The organism is Mesorhizobium sp. WSM4308, assembly GCF_002294905.1.
GTDB lineage: Bacteria > Pseudomonadota > Alphaproteobacteria > Rhizobiales > Rhizobiaceae > Mesorhizobium.
In genome coordinates this window covers 104,167-119,307 of the sequence record NZ_NSFW01000010.1, presented here as the reverse complement: position 1 = coordinate 119,307, position 15,141 = coordinate 104,167, and the positions used below count along the sequence as shown (strand labels likewise).

Sequence of the window (15,141 nt, the reverse complement as noted above, 5' to 3'; positions counted from 1 at the left end):
GCGCAGGGCAACATAATATCCCTGGATGTCCTTCATCAACTGGCCGAAGACCGGCTCGCCGTCTCCGGGGTTCGGCTTGGGTCCGACACCGTAGCTTTGCAGTTCCAACTTTGGATGTCCCTCGATGACATTCGAGGCCTCGTTGAGAAGCCCCAGAATGGTCGAAGCCTTTACGCTATAGGTGCCGTCCGAATTGACCACCACCTCTTCTTCAGACCAGGCGGAATCGAGCGCGAGGGCTCCGTCGCGGAATTGCTCATCCGGCGGTTGAAGGGAGATCCGCGCCCGGCGGAAAGGCTCATTCTGCCAACATCGATCTTCGAGCACGGCTCGGTTGGTCCGCCCCCGAACGCCATCATCAAGCACGCCTAGCTGCGGCTCAGGCTTGGCCGAGTGCCGCCAGACAGTCGCGCAGCATGGTCGCGTCCTGCGCCGTCTTGGCCATCGACATGGCGCCGGAATAGCTGGCGACGGCAAGTGCCGCAAAATGCTGGGGATCGGTGCCTTGCTCCCTGCCTTCCTGCTGGTCGGCTTTGATCTTGTCGGCGATCGCCTGGCGCCATGCCGCAAAGATGCCGGCAAGGGCAGCGCGGAAATCCGGATCGGCGAGCGACAGTTCATGCGCCAGATTGTTGAGCGGGCAGCCGCGCACGAAACCCTGCTGTTCCAGTTCCGCCGCGACAGCCTCGAACACAGCCCGCACTCCTTCGCGTGCCGAAACCGCTGCCACTACCGGCGCGATCCATGTCGCCTCGACCGCTGCCGCCACACGCTCTTCGATCACCGCCAGGGCCAGCGCCTTCTTGGTCGGGAAGTGATGATGCAATGCGCCGCCGCTGACCCCTGCCGCTGTCATGAGATCGCCGAAGCTGGTCGCGTGATAGCCGCGCGCCTGGAACGCGACCTCGGCGACGTCGAGCACTTTGCAGCGCATGCCCTCGGGGTCGTTGACGCGCTTTCGTGGCCTTGGGCCAGATCGAATGGTCGTCTCTGCTGACATAGCGAGAGAATAGCATGTTGACAAAACAGGACAACCGGTTTGTTTATAAACAGGATGATCACCCTGTTTTTTGGAGACTTCCGATGAACCTGCCCCTGAACGCCGCTCCGCAGGCTGCAATGCTTGCCTCGCCCGTCGTCGAATTGCGGCAGTACACGTTGAGGCCCGGGCAGCGCGAAACATTGATTGCCCTGTTTGACCGCGAGTTCATCGAAAGCCAGGAGGCGGCTGGAATGACCATCATCGGCCAGTTCCGCGATCTGGACCGTCCGGACATGTTCGTCTGGCTGCGCGGCTTCGACAGCATGGACACACGCAAGGAGGCGCTGGCCGCCTTCTACGACGGCACGATCTGGGCGGCGCACCGCGACGCGGCCAATGCGACGATGATCGATTCGGACGATGTGCTGCTGCTGAAGCCGGTATGGCCGAGCGCCGGCTTCGACCTGTCAGGACTTCAGCGGCCGCTTTCTGCCGAGCACGAAAACTCCAGCAATGAGAACCGTTTGGGCGGTGTTGTTGTCGTCCGAATTCACCACTTGCGATCAGGAGCTGAGGCCGAATTCGCCAGTCGGTTCGCGGCGGAGGCGGCGCCCTTGATGAAGGCGCCCGGCGTGCGCCTCCTCGCCGCCTTTGTCACCGAACATGCCGAAAACAGTTTTCCGCGGCTGCCGGTGCGGGCCAGCGAGAACGTCTTCGTTTCCGTCGCCCGGTTCGACAGCGCCGAGGCGCATGCAAGCCAGGAAGCCGCCCTCGCCGCCGCGCCGGCATGGCAGCGCTTTTTGCGGGCAGTTCAGCTTGATCTGACCAAACCAACCGAGACCTTGCGGCTGTCGCCCACGTCGCGATCCCTGGTTGGGCGCTAGGCGTCGAATGCCCCGGTGATGGCCCGCGCGACAAAGGCCGGGTCCTCCCAATGCGGATTGTGGCCGCACGCCTCGGCACGCACGAGGCGTGCCTCCGACAGGCAACGCGACAGCGCCTGTTGGTGCTCATCGCCGAACAGCGGGTCGCACGCGCCGGCGATGATCAGTGTTTGGGTTCGCACTCCCTGTGCCGCAGTTGTCAGGTCGGCGCGGCGGATCTCGTCCACGATGGCGCGCCAGCGCGCCGCGGGCATGGCCGATGCGTCTTTCGCCAGGCAGGCGAGAAACGGCTGGGGCACGCCGGGCCGGCAGTCATGCCACCAGTCATAGAACGGGTCGGTCGGCGATATCGGATCGCGCAGAGCCTGCACCCCCGCGACCAGGGGATGATCCGATGCGAAATCGGGTTTCAACGTGCCGGCCATCACCACCATTCCGGCGATGAGGTCGTTGTGCCGCGCAGCCAAGGCGACGGCCGCCATGGCGCCCAGCGAATGGCCGACCACAACGGGCCGATCGAGGTGCAAATGCCGGATCAGGCCCGCAATGTCATCGGCAAAGTCGGCGATGCCGAAGCCCTTGCCCGCCGGCGAGGCGCCATGGCCGCGCAGGTCGGGCATGATCAGCCGGCGGCCGGCCAGATGCGGCGCCAAGAGCGAAAAGCTGCGGCTGGTGTCGGTGAAGCCGTGCACAAGAACCAGCGCCGGTTCGGCGCCTGATATCTCGACATAGGCCATCTCGAGGCCGCCGCAATTGATGAATTGCTTGCGGCCGGCCCAGGCATTCTGCTCCGCGCAGGGATCCGAGGCCGCTTCCAGCGTGACCGATGTCAAAGGCCGAGTTTCTCCTTGACGGCTGCAAGGCCGGGCTTGCCGTCGAAGGTGGTGACGCCGGCGAGCCAGGCGTCGAGGCGGCTCTTGTTCGCCGTGATCGCCTTCAGCGCCCCGTCCTCCGGCTTCATGCCGTCATTGATGAGATAGCCCATGCCGACATTCTCGAAATCGATGTCGAAGGCGAGATTCCTGAGGAACTGCGCTACATTGGGGCATTGCTGCAGATAGCCCTTGCGGACCTGCGTCGTCACCGTTGCCGCGCCAAAATTCGGACCGAAGAACTTGTCGCCGCCAGTCAGATATTTGAAATCGTACATGGTGTTCATCGGATGCGGGGCCCAGCCCTGGAAGACGATGAACTGCTTTTCCTTGATCTCATAGCCGACCTCGGAAAGCATTCCGGCCTCGCTCGACTCGACCACGTGCCAGCCATCAAGACCGAGCGACGGGTCGGCGATGGCATCCATCATCAACTGGTTGGAACCGGGCTCGATGCCGTACATCTTCTTGCCGAACTTGTCGGCGAATTTGTGCAGGTCGGCAAAATCCTTGACGCCGGCATCCCAGACATAGGTCGGAACGGCGAAGGTGTATTTGGCGCCTTCGAGATTGACGCGGACATTCTCGACCGAGCCATCCTTCTTGTAGGGTTCGTAGTAGGTGACCATGGCGGGGTCCCAATAGCCGAGGAACAAGTCCAGGTCGTTGTTCTTCATGCCTTCGTAGATGACGTTGATGCCCAGCACCGAGCTTTGCGGCTGGTAGCCGAGCGCATCGAGCAGGACGTTGGCGACGCCAGTGGTGAAGGCAAGATCGTTCCAGCCCGGTTCGGCCATGCGGACCGCCCTGCACTGCTCGGCCTCGGCCGCCTGAGCCATATGAACGCCCAACATCAGGGCTGCAAGACAGACGCCATTTGCAAGCATGCGGACCATTTCGATTCTCCTCGTCATCACGGTCGCCATCGTTGGATTGACCAATTGGTCTTTTTATTGTCCCACTGGTCAATTGTTGATCTGAGCGGACGAAAATGTCAACATGGATTCGCAACGCCTGGATGGAAGCCGTGAAACTCAAGCGCCTCAGCGACATACGCCGCAAGGAGTTGCGGCAGGCTGCCTTCGCGGTGCTGGAGCGCGAAGGCATTGCGGGTGCTACTCTGGAAAAGGTGGCCGCCCACGCCGGCGCCTCCAAGGGCATCGTGCTGCACTATTTCCGCAACAAGCAGGAATTGTTCGAGCATGCGATGCGGGAGGCCAACACCGTGCTGCGCGACGCCGTCGTCGCCCGGCTTCGCCAGGCGCGCACGCCGATGGAGCGGCTCGACGCGGTGATCGACGGCAATTTCGAGCAACATCTGTTCCTGCCGCCGCTTTGCCATGCCTGGCTTTCGCTGTGCGCCGAGGTGCCGCGCGACGAGAAGCTGGCGCGTATCCAGAAGGTGCTGCACGCGCGCATGCGTTCGAACCTGTTGTCCGGCCTGCACGGCCTTGCCTCGCCCAGCGATGCCGGCGACATCGCGCTTGGCGTCACCGCGCTGATCGACGGGCTTTGGCTGCGGCTCGGCCTGGAACCAGGCAGCGTCTCGCGCGAACAGGCGATCCGCCAGGTCAAGGATTTCGTTGCCGCGCGCCTGGCCATGCACCAACCTGCAACCGTCGGCGCGTAGACTTGCCCTGGCCTGCCAGCTGGGCGCACTGTCCCATCCGAGCATCGGCAACCTGCGAAGTTCATACCTTGGGATAGGCCGGCTGCTTGACCAGGGCCGCGACTATGCAGTGCTCTGGCATTGGCCAAGGCGACCTCGGAGTGCCCAATGAGACTTCTGGACAAGCGCACGCTGGTGACCGGCGGCTCGGACGGCATCGGCCTGGCAATCGCCGAGGCGTTCCTGCGCGAGGGCGCCGATGTGCTGATCGCCGGCCGCGACGCCGGCAAGCTCGACGCCGCGCGTCAGAAGCTGACAGCTCTCGGCTCGCCCGGCGCGGTGGAGACGCTATCCGCAGATCTTGCCGCCAGCTCCGGCATCGCAACTGTTGTCGAACACGTGAAAGGGACCGGCCAGCCGCTCGACGTTCTCGTCAACAATGCCGCTGTCGCCTACCTCCTGCCGTTCGAGAGCGTCAGCGAGGCGCAGTTCCAGCACTCCTTCGCGCTCAATGTGACGGCGCCGTTCTTCCTCACCCAGGGGCTGCTGCCGCATTTCGGCGCCGGTGCATCCATCATCAACATCTCTTCCTATTTCGCCAGCAAGATGATCCCGAAGCGGCCATCGAGCCTCTATTCCCTGTCCAAGGGCGCGTTGAACTCGCTGAGCAAATCGCTGGCCTTCGAGCTCGGCCCGCGCGGCATCCGCGTCAACGCCATCGCGCCCGGCACGGTCGACACCGCCATGCGGCGCAAGACCGTCGACAACCTGCCAGCGGAGGCAAAGGCCGAGCTGAATGCCTATGTCGAACGCAGCTATCCGCTGGGCCGCATCGGCCGCCCGGACGACCTCGCCGGGATGGCGGTTTATCTCGCCAGCGACGAGGCGGCCTGGACGAGCGGCGGGATCTTCGCGATCGACGGCGGGTATACGGTGGGGTGAGATGCGCCCTTTCCCTTCTCCGGCAAGGGGAGATGGGAGATGCGCCCATCTTCAACCGATTTGCATCCGGCCCACCCGCAATCTCCGCTTGAAGCCATTTGTGCAACGCGATACGCCGTTGCCGACTTCGACAAGGAGAGACCCGTGACCGCTGCAAAGACCAGAACCGAAACCGATACGTTCGGCCCCATCGAGGTTGCCGCCGACCGTTATTGGGGCGCGCAGGCGCAGCGTTCCCTGGGCAATTTCAAGATCGGCTGGGAAAAGCAGCCGGCATCGATCGTGCGCGCGCTGGGCATCGTCAAGCGGGCGGCGGCGGAAGCAAATATGGAGTTGAAGCGGCTCGATCCGGCGATCGGCAAGTCGATCATCGCGGCCGCGCAAGAGGTTATCGACGGCAAGCTCAACGACCATTTCCCACTGGTTGTCTGGCAAACCGGCTCGGGCACGCAGTCCAACATGAACGCCAATGAGGTGATCTCCAACCGGGCGATCGAGATGCTGGGCGGCGCCATGGGCTCGAAGAAGCCGGTGCATCCCAACGACCACGTCAATATGAGCCAGTCGTCGAACGACACCTATCCGACGGCCATGCACATCGCCTGCGCCGAGCGCATCGTGCACGATTTGCTGCCGGCTCTGAAGCACCTGCACAAGGCGCTGGACGCCAAGGCCCGGGCCTTCAACCACATCATCAAGATCGGCCGCACCCACACGCAGGACGCCACGCCGCTGACGCTGGGCCAGGAATTTTCCGGCTATGCCGCGCAGGTCGCCTCCTCGATCAAGCGCATCGAAATGACACTGCCCGGCCTGCAGGAACTGGCGCAAGGCGGCACCGCCGTCGGCACCGGCCTCAACGCACCGGTCGGCTTCGCCGAGCGGGTGGCCGATCGCATCGCCGCCATCACCGGCATCGCCTTCGTCACCGCGCCGAACAAGTTCGAGGCGCTCGCGGCACATGATTCCATGGTGTTCTCGCACGGCGCCATCAACGCGGCGGCGGCAGCACTCTTCAAGATCGCCAACGACATCCGCTTCCTCGGTTCAGGCCCGCGCTCGGGCCTTGGCGAATTGTCGCTGCCGGAAAACGAACCCGGCTCGTCGATCATGCCGGGCAAGGTCAATCCGACGCAGTGCGAGGCGATGACGCAGGTCTGCGTGCAGGTGTTCGGCAACAATGCGGCGCTGACCTTCGCCGGCAGCCAGGGCCATTTCGAGCTCAATGTCTACAATCCGCTGATGGCCTACAACTTCCTGCAGTCGGTGCAGTTGCTTGCCGATGCGTCGGTCTCCTTCACCGACAATTGCGTCGTCGGCATCGAGGCCCGTGAGGACAACATCAAGGCGGCGCTCGACCGCTCGCTGATGCTGGTGACGGCGCTTGCGCCCACCATCGGTTACGACAACGCCGCCAAGATCGCCAAGACGGCGCACAAGAACGGCACCACGCTACGCGAGGAAGCGCTGGCCACCGGGCTGGTCAGCGAGGCCGATTATGACCGGCTGGTGCGGCCGGAGGACATGACGCATCCGGGGTAAGGTGCTTTTCGGCGGGAGAATTTGCTCCCGCCTCCGCATCACCCGACACGAATTTCGCGCCTTTTCGCCGTTCACGGAAATGTATAGCCTGTGAACAATGTGTCGCCGCATCGGCGGCTTTGGTGAACAGTCGCTATCGTCTATCTGAGGGTCATTCAACCCATTCGGAGAGACACCATGTCCATCAACACTTCCGCCGCCGGCGCCGGCACCGCGTCCAACAGCTCTGTCACCATCCTGCTCGGCCGCATCCTGCTCGCGGTCATTTTCCTGCTTTCCGGTTTCGGCAAGCTCACCGCCATTTCTGGCACTGCTGCCTACTTTGGCGGCCTCGGCCTGCCCGTTCCGACCATAACGGCTGTGGTCGTCGGCTTGATTGAACTACTCGGCGGCCTCGCCATCCTCGTCGGTTTCCAGACCCGTGTCGCCGCCTGGGTGCTCGCGATCTTCACCGTCGCCACCGGGCTGGTCGCCCATACCGGCTGGGCCGACCAGATGCAGATGATCCAGTTCCTCAAGAACCTCGCCATCACCGGCGGCTTCCTGCTGCTGGCTTCATCGGGCGCCGGCGCCTATTCGATCGACGCCAAGCGCGGCTGAACTTTCCTCCCAGGCCTCGACAGAAGCGGCGCGGAATTTTCCGCGCCGCTTTTTCGTTGTCCGGAATAGCCGGTCCGGTTTCGGCGGAGGCCTCACAGGCGTAGACTTCGAGGCAGCCGGCTCGAGCCCAAAAGGGCGCCGGCAAGGGAGGTGGCCATGACCCGCGATGCATTGCTTCTGGTTTCGCGACTGCTGTTTGCCGTGCTGTTCGTACCATCCGGCTTCCAGGCGCTCGCCAACATTGCCGGCACATCCGATTATTTTGCCGGCCTCGGCCTGCCGCTGCCGACGCTCGCCGCCTGGGGCACGGGCCTGTTCGAGTTGGTCGCCGGCTTGCTGATCCTCATCGGCTTTCAGACCCGGATCGTGGCGCTGCTCTTGGCGGCCTTCTGCGTCGTTGCCGGCTTCATCGGCCATCACGGCCAAGGGGCCGGCGATGCGACACTCGCCTTCCTTCACCAGCAGATGCTGATGAAGGACATTGCCATATCAGGCGGCTTCCTGGCGCTGGCGATGGCCGGTGCCGGCACTTGGTCGGCCGACGGTCGCGGTTTCGCTATCGGTGCGGACGTAACCTGAGCCTCGGTCAGCAGAACGCCCTATTTGACCGACACGCTCGGTCCACCCTCCACGGCCAGCACGAGCCTTCGGTTGGTGATCCGCGCCAGCTGCGCTAGGCGGCCGGCCGGCCGCTCGCCGTAGAGATCTGAGAGCGATGCCGGCAGCACCAGCGCCAGCACGCCGTTGGCGCGTTGCTCCCATTTCAGCCTGGGCATGATGCCGGGCATCGAGGCCGTCAGCAGGTAGACCACCCGCATCATCGCCGCCAGCACGCGAGCCCGCTCGAGATAGCGCGGCGTAGCCAGCGCCTTGATTTCAGGTGCGATGGATTCGTTGAAGATGCCGTCGTGACGATAGGCGTTGGCCAAAGCCAGGAAGGCACGGCCGGGATGGTCGACGCCGAAGAAAGAGGCGTGCGCGATGATGTTGAGCGATTGCCTGCCGCGATATTCCGGGTGCGCGCGCCAGCCGATGTCGGCCAGCAATGCGGCGGCGTGGCGGTAGCGCGCCTCGTCCTCGGTCTCGTCGATACCGAAGGCGGCGAAGGATTTGGCAGTCCAGTCGACCAATTCATGCGCATGGGTGACCGAGCGCGAGCGCAAACGGGCGAGTTCCTCGGACGCCGAGATCAACGGATCGGCCTTCTGCTCGGCCTCGTCGAGCAGCGAATAGAGAAAACCTTCGCGCACGCCGAGCGCCGAGACGATGATCTTCGACGGCTGCATCGCAGCCATGATCTCCTGCAGCACTATGGCGCCATAGGGCAGCAGCGAGCGGCGGTTCTTCGAGACGCCCTCGATCCCCTTGACCTTCTCGATCTCGGCTTTGGCCACCTGTTTGAGAAAATTCGTCGCGCTGTCGGCCGACATCTCGTAGTGGTGCATGACGCCAAGCGGGTAGTTGGTCATCTCCATGTGCAGGCGGGCGAGGTTTCGCCAGGTGCCGCCGACGGCGTAGAAGGGCCGGCCCTGCCCGCCTTTCAACAGCTTGGCGCGCGCCAGTTCGTCGCGCGCGATCTTCTGTGCCTGGGCAAGCGAGTTCTTCGCCATGTCCTGCAGGCGCAGGCCACCGAGCGGCAGCGTGATGCCGTCGCCGATCGCCTCGCCATTGACGTCGACCAGTTCGAGACTGCCGCCGCCCAGATCGCCGGCGATGCCATTGGCCGGGTGGAAACCGGAGATGACGCCGAGGGCCGAATAATAGGCCTCCTGGCGCCCGCTGATCACGCGGATCTCGGTCCTGAGGACCTCTTCGGCGCGATGGATGAAATCCGGACCGTTGATCGCCTCGCGCGCCGCGGCGGTGGCCAGGACATAAATATGCTCGGCGCCAGCCTGATCGGACAGCGCGCGAAAGCGGCGGAACTCTTCCATCGAGCGGGTCACCGCCTCGGGGTCGAGCTTTCCGGTCGAAACGATGCCGCGGCCAAGACCGGCGAGCATCTTTTCGTTGAACAGCATGGTCGGCGAGCGCGCCAGCCCTTCATAGACGACGAGGCGAATCGAATTCGACCCGATGTCGATGATGGATAGCGGTCGGCGGTCCTGCAGCCGGCCCTGGGAATCAGACAGCATCAGGTGGACGCTGCAGCGTTCTTCTTGCGGCGCTTGAACTGCGCAATGCGCTTGGGCGCATGCGACTTCAGCGCGTCACCCCGTCCCGACAGGCTCGGATTGGTCATGAAATATTCCTGCGCGTTGAACGGTTCCTCGCCCTCTTCCAGCACCACGCGCCGGGAGGTTCCATCAGCCAATACGTCGAAACTTTGCTGATTGTCCATGATGTTGCCCAGCATGATCTGGCCCAAAACCTGTTCATGCACAGTTGGATTGATGATCGGCACCATGGTCTCGACGCGACGGTCGAGATTGCGCGGCATCAGGTCGGCGGAGGAGATGTAGACGATCGCCTCGTCCGAGGGCAGGCCATAGCCATTGCCAAAACAATAGATACGGCTGTGTTCGAGGAAGCGGCCGACGATCGACTTGACCCTGATGTTTTCCGACAGGCCCGGCACCTGCGGCCGCAGGCAGCATATGCCGCGCACGACGAGGTCGATCTCGACCCCGGCGCGGCTGGCATCATAGAGCGCGTCGATGATGATCGGGTCGACCAGCGCGTTCATCTTCATCCAGATGCGCGCCGGCTTTCCCTCCAGCGCATGCGCGACTTCGTCGGAAATGTGCTGCAGGATGCGGTTGCGCAGCGTGAATGGCGAGATAGCCAGCCGCATTTCGGCGGTCGGCTCGGCATAACCGGTGATGAAATTGAACAGCTGGGCGACGTCGCGGGCGATCGTCGGATCGGTGGTGAAGAAGGACAGGTCGGTGTAGATGCGCGCGGTGACCGGATGGTAGTTGCCGGTGCCCAGATGCACGTAGTTGCGCAGCTTGCCATCCTCGCGCCGCACCACCAGCGACATTTTCGCGTGGGTCTTCAACTCGAGGAACCCGAACACGACCTGCACGCCGGCGCGCTCGAGGTCGCGCGCCCAGCGGATGTTGGCCTCCTCGTCGAAACGCGCCTTAAGCTCGACCAACGCGGTCACCGACTTGCCGGCTTCGGCCGCGTCGACCAGCGCGCGCACGATCGGGCTGTCGTTGGAGGTTCGGTAAAGCGTCTGCTTGATCGCCACCACTTCCGGATCGGCCATCGCCTGGCGCAGGAACTGCACGACGACGTCGAAGGATTCGTAGGGGTGGTGGACGATGATGTCCTTCTCGCGGATAGCGGCAAAGCAGTCGCCGCCATGCTCGCGGATACGCTCAGGAAAGCGCGGATTGTAGGGGGTGAACTTCAGGTCGTCGCGGGGGACGGAGACGATCTCGGAGATCTGGCTGAGCGCCAGCGGACCGGTCAGCACGCTGATGCGGCTGGACGAGACGCCGAGCTCACCGGCCACGAAATCGCGCAGTTCCGCAGGCATCAGCCTGTCGAACTCGATGCGGATCACCGAGCCGCGGCGGCGGCGCTTCAGCGCCGTCTCGAACAGGCGCACCAGATCTTCTGATTCCTCCTCGACCTCGATATCGCTGTCGCGGATGATGCGGAATGTGCCGGAACCCTTGACCTCATAACCCGGAAACAGCTTGCCGATATAGAGACCGACCGCCTCCTCAAGCGGGATGAAGCGGACATGGTGCTTGCGATCGGGAAGCCGGATGAAGCGCTTCAGCGCCACCGGCAGACGCAAGAGCGCGCTCATCTCCTCGCCATTCTTGCGGTGGCGTAGCTGCAGCGCCATCGAGAAGCCGAGATTGGGAATGAACGGGAACGGATGCGCCGGGTCGATCGACAGCGGGGTAAGCACCGGAAACACCTGGTCCTGGAAATGCTCTTCCAGCCAGACCTTCTCGTCCTTGGTCAGCGCATCGCGCGTGATGCTCTCAATGCCTTCCTTGTTGAGCAGCACGGTAAGCGCCGAAAGGCTCTTCTGCTGGTCTTCCTGCAGCCGCTCGACCTCGCGCAGCAGCTGTTCGAGCTGCTGTTCGGGGGTGCGGCCGTCAGGGCTTTTCAGCGTAATGCCTTCGCGCACCTGGCCGGCGAGGCCGGCGACACGCACCATGAAGAATTCATCGAGATTGGCGGCGGAGATCGACAGGAAGCGGACGCGTTCCAGCAGCGGATGGTGGGTGTTCAGCGATTCCTCGAGAACGCGGCGATTGAATTGCAGCCAGGAAAACTCCCGGTTGACGAAGCGATCCGGGTTGCCGCCCTCTGAATTGGCCACCTCGACATTGACGAATTCGCTCTGCACCGGCTTCAGTTCGTTCATTGTCCCTGCCCACAACCGTTCCCTTGGAGCGCCGCCAGACGACGATGAACGCTCAAACATGCCTTCGTGAAGCGTGATCAGTCGCGGAATCGCTTGGCATCCGCGGTCACACGCTTAACCGGCTCAACTTATCCTCTGACAGGGTTTTGCGACAGTTTCATTTCATCGATCTTGCAAAGAGACCTGTTATGATCCAGATGCATGCGAGACTGCGTTAAGGAGACGACGATGGCAGGCGGTTCCATTCCCCATTTCCAGAACGATGCCGGCCATCCGGCGATCGACATCGGGGTCAAGGAATTCATGTGCACGGGCGCCAATCCGCCTTTCGACCACCCGCATGTGTTTCTCGACATGGGCGACGACAATGAAAAAGTCTGCCCCTATTGCTCGACGCTTTACCGCTATTCGCCGAAGCTGAAGGCAACGGAAACGCTGCCGGCAGGCTGCCTTTACATCGACCAGGCCGCTTGATTCTTTCCCGACGGACCTGATGGACGACCAGCGCTCCCGGCAAATCGTCATCGCCGGAGCGGGCGTCGCAGGGCTGACTGCCGCACTTGCTTTTGCCAAACGCGGCTATCGCGTGCAGGTGTTCGAGCAAGCGCCGCGCCTGGAAGCCGTAGGCGCCGGCCTCCAACTTTCTCCCAACGCCACACGCATCCTGCGTGACCTCGGCGTGCTCGACCGGCTGCTGCCGGCGACGGTGCGACCAGAGGCCGTGGTGCTGAGGGATGCCAGGACGTTACGCCAATTGGCGCGTGTGCCGTTGGGACAATCAGGTGAAAGTCGCTGGGGCGCTCCCTATCTCGTCGCCCATCGCGCCGACCTGCAGACTGCGCTGATGGCGTGTGTGGCAGAGATGCCTGATATCCATCTCACGCTCGGGGCGCGCGTCGAAAAAATTGCGACTGGCGGCCATGGTATCACGGCGACCGTCGAGATCGGCGGCAAGACGGCAGAGGAACAGGGCTCCTTGCTGGTCGGCGCCGATGGCGTCTGGTCGTCGGTGCGCGGGCTTGTCGATGCAAAAAGGATGGCATCGCCAAGAAGCCGTTTTTCGGGAGAGCTGGCCTGGCGCACCACCGTTGCGGCCGACAGCAGCGCCGGGCAAGCCTTTGCCGCCATCGGCGCGGCCGATTGCGTCACGACTTTCCTGTATCCGGGGTTCCATATGGTCGCCTATCCCGTCAGCAAGGGCGACGCCTTCAATCTCGTCGCCTTCACCAAAGGCGAGCGCATCGCCGAGGGCTGGTCCGGCCGTGCCGATCCCGGCATCCTGTCTGCCGCCATGCGCGGCACCGCGCCAGGACTCGTCAAGCTGGTGGAAATGGCCGGCCCATGGTTGACCTGGCCGCTGCACACCGTGGAGCAGAAGCAGCCCTGGACAATGCCAACCGGCATTGCGCTGATCGGCGATGCCGCGCATGCGATGACGCCGTTCGCCGCGCAGGGCGCGGCAATGGCAATCGAGGATGCCGCGACGCTTGCCACGCTGGTCGCCGACTTTCGCGCCGATCCGCGCCAAAGCCTCACCATCTGGGAAAATCTCCGGCGACCGCGCGTGGAGAAGGTCCTTAAGCGTGGCGCGCTCAACCGGCTTGCCTGGCACGCCCGAGGCCCGGTGGCGCTGGCCCGCAACCTCGTGCTGGCGACGCAGCCGGCGGAGAAGCTCGCTGCCGACCTCGACTGGCTTTATGGTTGGGAGGAACCGAAGGTCGTCAGGCGGTAGGTGTCGAGGCAATAGAACCGGATAGCTTTGGCGCCAGCGCCAGATCTTGGAACCATCGCGGAGTCTCAATTGTACAGCCGCATCGACCATCCCAGCGACACCGGCAGCGGGTTCCACCAGCCGGTGCGCAGGCCGGCGGTACGCAACGCTGCGGCGGTCCAGGTGTTGCAGCCGACCACCGCATTGAAATGGCCGTTCGCCTCATAGAAGCGGTCGAAGCTGGAGTAGGCCGCATTCTCGATAACGATCGGGCCGCCAGGCCCCTGCTGAAAACTGGCTTCGATGAAATCGAGCAGCGCCGCGAACTGATCATCACCAATGTCGAAGCCGGCAACATCGGGATGCGGTTCGACGATAGCGCCAGCGACATCCACATGCATGACCGAGGCGTCGAGGGTCAGCGCCTTCATCACCGGAACGGCCTTGAGCTCGGACCATGTCGGTGTTTCCAGATAGAAGGCGCGGCCGCCCCAACCGAAGACGATGTAGCGCACTTCCGGCGCATCGGACGGCAGCCCGGCTTCTGCCAGGAAGTGGAAGCGCTTGCGTATGGCGGCGTCCGCCGGAATGGCGATATCGGTATGGATCGGGTTCTTCAGCACCAGTATATGCCGCGTGCCCTCGCCCGCCGACGCCGCCGGCCAGAGCGGGCGCGGCACCAGCGTGCCGAGGGTCGCCGCAAGCACGATCGCGGCCAGCACCATGAAGAGGAAACGCAGGACTTTTCTCATCGATGACGCCCCGCCGCCAACCGCATCAGCCGATCCACAAGCAAAGAGCCCGGCCGCATTGCGGCCGGGCTCTTGCGCTCGGTGTGGAACCGCTCAGTGCAGGATCTGACTGAGGAACAGTTTCGTGCGCTCGTGGCGCGGGTGGTCGAAGAACTCGGCCGGCGTGTTCTGCTCGACGATCTGGCCCTGATCCATGAAGATCACGCGGTTGGCGACTTTCCGCGCAAAGCCCATTTCGTGGGTGACGCACAGCATGGTCATGCCTTCTTCGGCCAGACCGACCATCGTCTCCAGCACTTCCTTGATCATTTCCGGGTCGAGCGCCGATGTGGGCTCGTCGAACAGCATGATGCGTGGGTTCATGCACAGCGAACGTGCGATGGCCACGCGCTGCTGCTGGCCGCCGGACAGCTGGCCGGGATATTTGTTGGCCTGTTCCGGGATCTTGACCCGCTTGAGGAAGTGCATGGCGATTTCCTCGGCCTGCTTCTTCGGTGTCTTGCGCACCCAGATCGGCGCCAGCGTGCAGTTCTCCAGGATGGTCAAGTGGGGGAACAGGTTGAAGTGCTGGAACACCATGCCGACCTCGCGGCGCACCTCGTCGATCTTCTTCAGATCGTTGGTCAGTTCCTTGCCGTCGACGATGATCTTGCCCTTCTGATGCTCTTCCAGCCGGTTGATGCAGCGGATCATCGTCGATTTGCCGGAACCCGACGGGCCGCAGATGACGATGCGCTCGCCGCGCATCACCTTGAGGTTGATATCCTTCAGCACATGGAACTCGCCGTACCATTTGTGCATGGCGATGATGTCGATGGCGACATCGGTGGTCGAGATGTGCATCTTGGCGGCGTTGACCTTGATCTCTTCGGCGCTGACGGCGTTTTCGGTGGCCATGACAGGGTCCCCTT

General features: G+C 63.3%; 15 protein-coding genes and 1 pseudogene. 8 read left to right on the top strand and 8 right to left on the bottom strand.

What is annotated here, in order from left to right:
- Positions 1–6 precede the first annotated feature (6 nt).
- Together CK227_RS19815 and CK227_RS19805 are read right to left on the bottom strand one after the other, a co-directional pair.
- Positions 7–282 (bottom strand): annotated as a pseudogene (locus tag CK227_RS19815) (D-amino-acid oxidase); the annotation flags it as partial.
- A gap of 97 nt (positions 283–379) precedes the next feature.
- The gene (locus tag CK227_RS19805) at positions 380–934 is read right to left on the bottom strand and encodes a TetR/AcrR family transcriptional regulator (RefSeq protein WP_179296319.1); all 555 of its coding nucleotides are present in this window, start codon (positions 932–934) and stop codon (positions 380–382) included.
- Between the two features lie 149 nt (positions 935–1,083).
- Here CK227_RS19805 and CK227_RS19800 point away from each other — a divergent pair, with 149 nt between their 5' ends.
- Entirely contained in the window at positions 1,084–1,866 is a 783-nt protein-coding gene (locus tag CK227_RS19800) for an NIPSNAP family protein (RefSeq protein ID WP_095770593.1), read from the top strand.
- Here CK227_RS19800 and CK227_RS19795 read toward each other — a convergent pair.
- Positions 1,863–2,699 (bottom strand): alpha/beta hydrolase, encoded by an 837-nt coding sequence (locus CK227_RS19795; RefSeq protein WP_095770594.1) that lies wholly within the window; start codon positions 2,697–2,699, stop codon positions 1,863–1,865. The two genes, CK227_RS19800 and CK227_RS19795, sit on opposite strands and share 4 nt — an antisense overlap.
- Positions 2,696–3,634 (bottom strand): choline ABC transporter substrate-binding protein, encoded by a 939-nt coding sequence (gene choX, locus CK227_RS19790; protein ID WP_095770918.1) that lies wholly within the window; start codon positions 3,632–3,634, stop codon positions 2,696–2,698. Before choX ends, CK227_RS19795 begins: the two co-directional genes overlap by 4 nt.
- Positions 3,635–3,729: 95 nt before the next feature.
- Here choX and betI point away from each other — a divergent pair, with 95 nt between their 5' ends.
- The 5 genes from betI (at position 3,730) to CK227_RS19765 (ending at position 8,010) form a co-directional block, all read left to right on the top strand.
- Positions 3,730–4,368: a transcriptional regulator BetI gene (betI, locus tag CK227_RS19785; protein ID WP_095770595.1), complete on the top strand. Its 639-nt coding sequence runs from the start codon at positions 3,730–3,732 to the stop codon at positions 4,366–4,368.
- A gap of 147 nt (positions 4,369–4,515) precedes the next feature.
- On the top strand, positions 4,516–5,289 hold the full coding sequence (locus CK227_RS19780; protein ID WP_095770596.1) for an SDR family oxidoreductase: 774 nt from the start codon (positions 4,516–4,518) through the stop codon (positions 5,287–5,289).
- A 144-nt stretch (positions 5,290–5,433) separates the two neighbouring features.
- Positions 5,434–6,831, top strand: coding sequence for a class II fumarate hydratase (fumC, locus tag CK227_RS19775; RefSeq protein ID WP_095770919.1), 1,398 nt, complete (start codon positions 5,434–5,436; stop codon positions 6,829–6,831).
- Between the two features lie 177 nt (positions 6,832–7,008).
- Positions 7,009–7,431, top strand: a complete 423-nt coding sequence (locus CK227_RS19770; RefSeq protein ID WP_095770597.1) for a DoxX family protein — start codon at positions 7,009–7,011, stop codon at positions 7,429–7,431.
- A 156-nt stretch (positions 7,432–7,587) separates the two neighbouring features.
- Positions 7,588–8,010 (top strand): DoxX family protein, encoded by a 423-nt coding sequence (locus tag CK227_RS19765; RefSeq protein WP_095770598.1) that lies wholly within the window; start codon positions 7,588–7,590, stop codon positions 8,008–8,010.
- Between the two features lie 20 nt (positions 8,011–8,030).
- On the opposite strand, the gene ppx is transcribed toward CK227_RS19765, so the two are convergent.
- Both ppx and CK227_RS19755 read right to left on the bottom strand, forming a co-directional pair.
- The gene (ppx, locus tag CK227_RS19760; RefSeq protein ID WP_095770599.1) at positions 8,031–9,566 is read right to left on the bottom strand and encodes an exopolyphosphatase; all 1,536 of its coding nucleotides are present in this window, start codon (positions 9,564–9,566) and stop codon (positions 8,031–8,033) included.
- Positions 9,566–11,767, bottom strand: coding sequence for an RNA degradosome polyphosphate kinase (locus tag CK227_RS19755; protein ID WP_095770600.1), 2,202 nt, complete (start codon positions 11,765–11,767; stop codon positions 9,566–9,568). The genes ppx and CK227_RS19755 overlap by 1 nt, the downstream gene beginning before the upstream one ends.
- A gap of 228 nt (positions 11,768–11,995) precedes the next feature.
- Between CK227_RS19755 and CK227_RS19750 the strand changes: the two genes are divergently transcribed.
- Together CK227_RS19750 and CK227_RS19745 are read left to right on the top strand one after the other, a co-directional pair.
- On the top strand, positions 11,996–12,241 hold the full coding sequence (locus tag CK227_RS19750) for a zinc-finger domain-containing protein (RefSeq protein ID WP_015318409.1): 246 nt from the start codon (positions 11,996–11,998) through the stop codon (positions 12,239–12,241).
- Between the two features lie 19 nt (positions 12,242–12,260).
- Positions 12,261–13,499: an FAD-dependent monooxygenase gene (locus CK227_RS19745; RefSeq protein ID WP_095770601.1), complete on the top strand. Its 1,239-nt coding sequence runs from the start codon at positions 12,261–12,263 to the stop codon at positions 13,497–13,499.
- Between the two features lie 65 nt (positions 13,500–13,564).
- Here CK227_RS19745 and CK227_RS19740 read toward each other — a convergent pair whose 3' ends face one another.
- Positions 13,565–14,230: a TIGR02117 family protein gene (locus CK227_RS19740; protein WP_095770602.1), complete on the bottom strand. Its 666-nt coding sequence runs from the start codon at positions 14,228–14,230 to the stop codon at positions 13,565–13,567.
- A 93-nt stretch (positions 14,231–14,323) separates the two neighbouring features.
- A complete protein-coding gene (locus CK227_RS19735) occupies positions 14,324–15,127 on the bottom strand; it encodes an amino acid ABC transporter ATP-binding protein (protein ID WP_010915400.1) in 804 nt (267 codons plus the stop codon).
- Between the last annotated feature and the right edge of the window lie 14 nt (positions 15,128–15,141).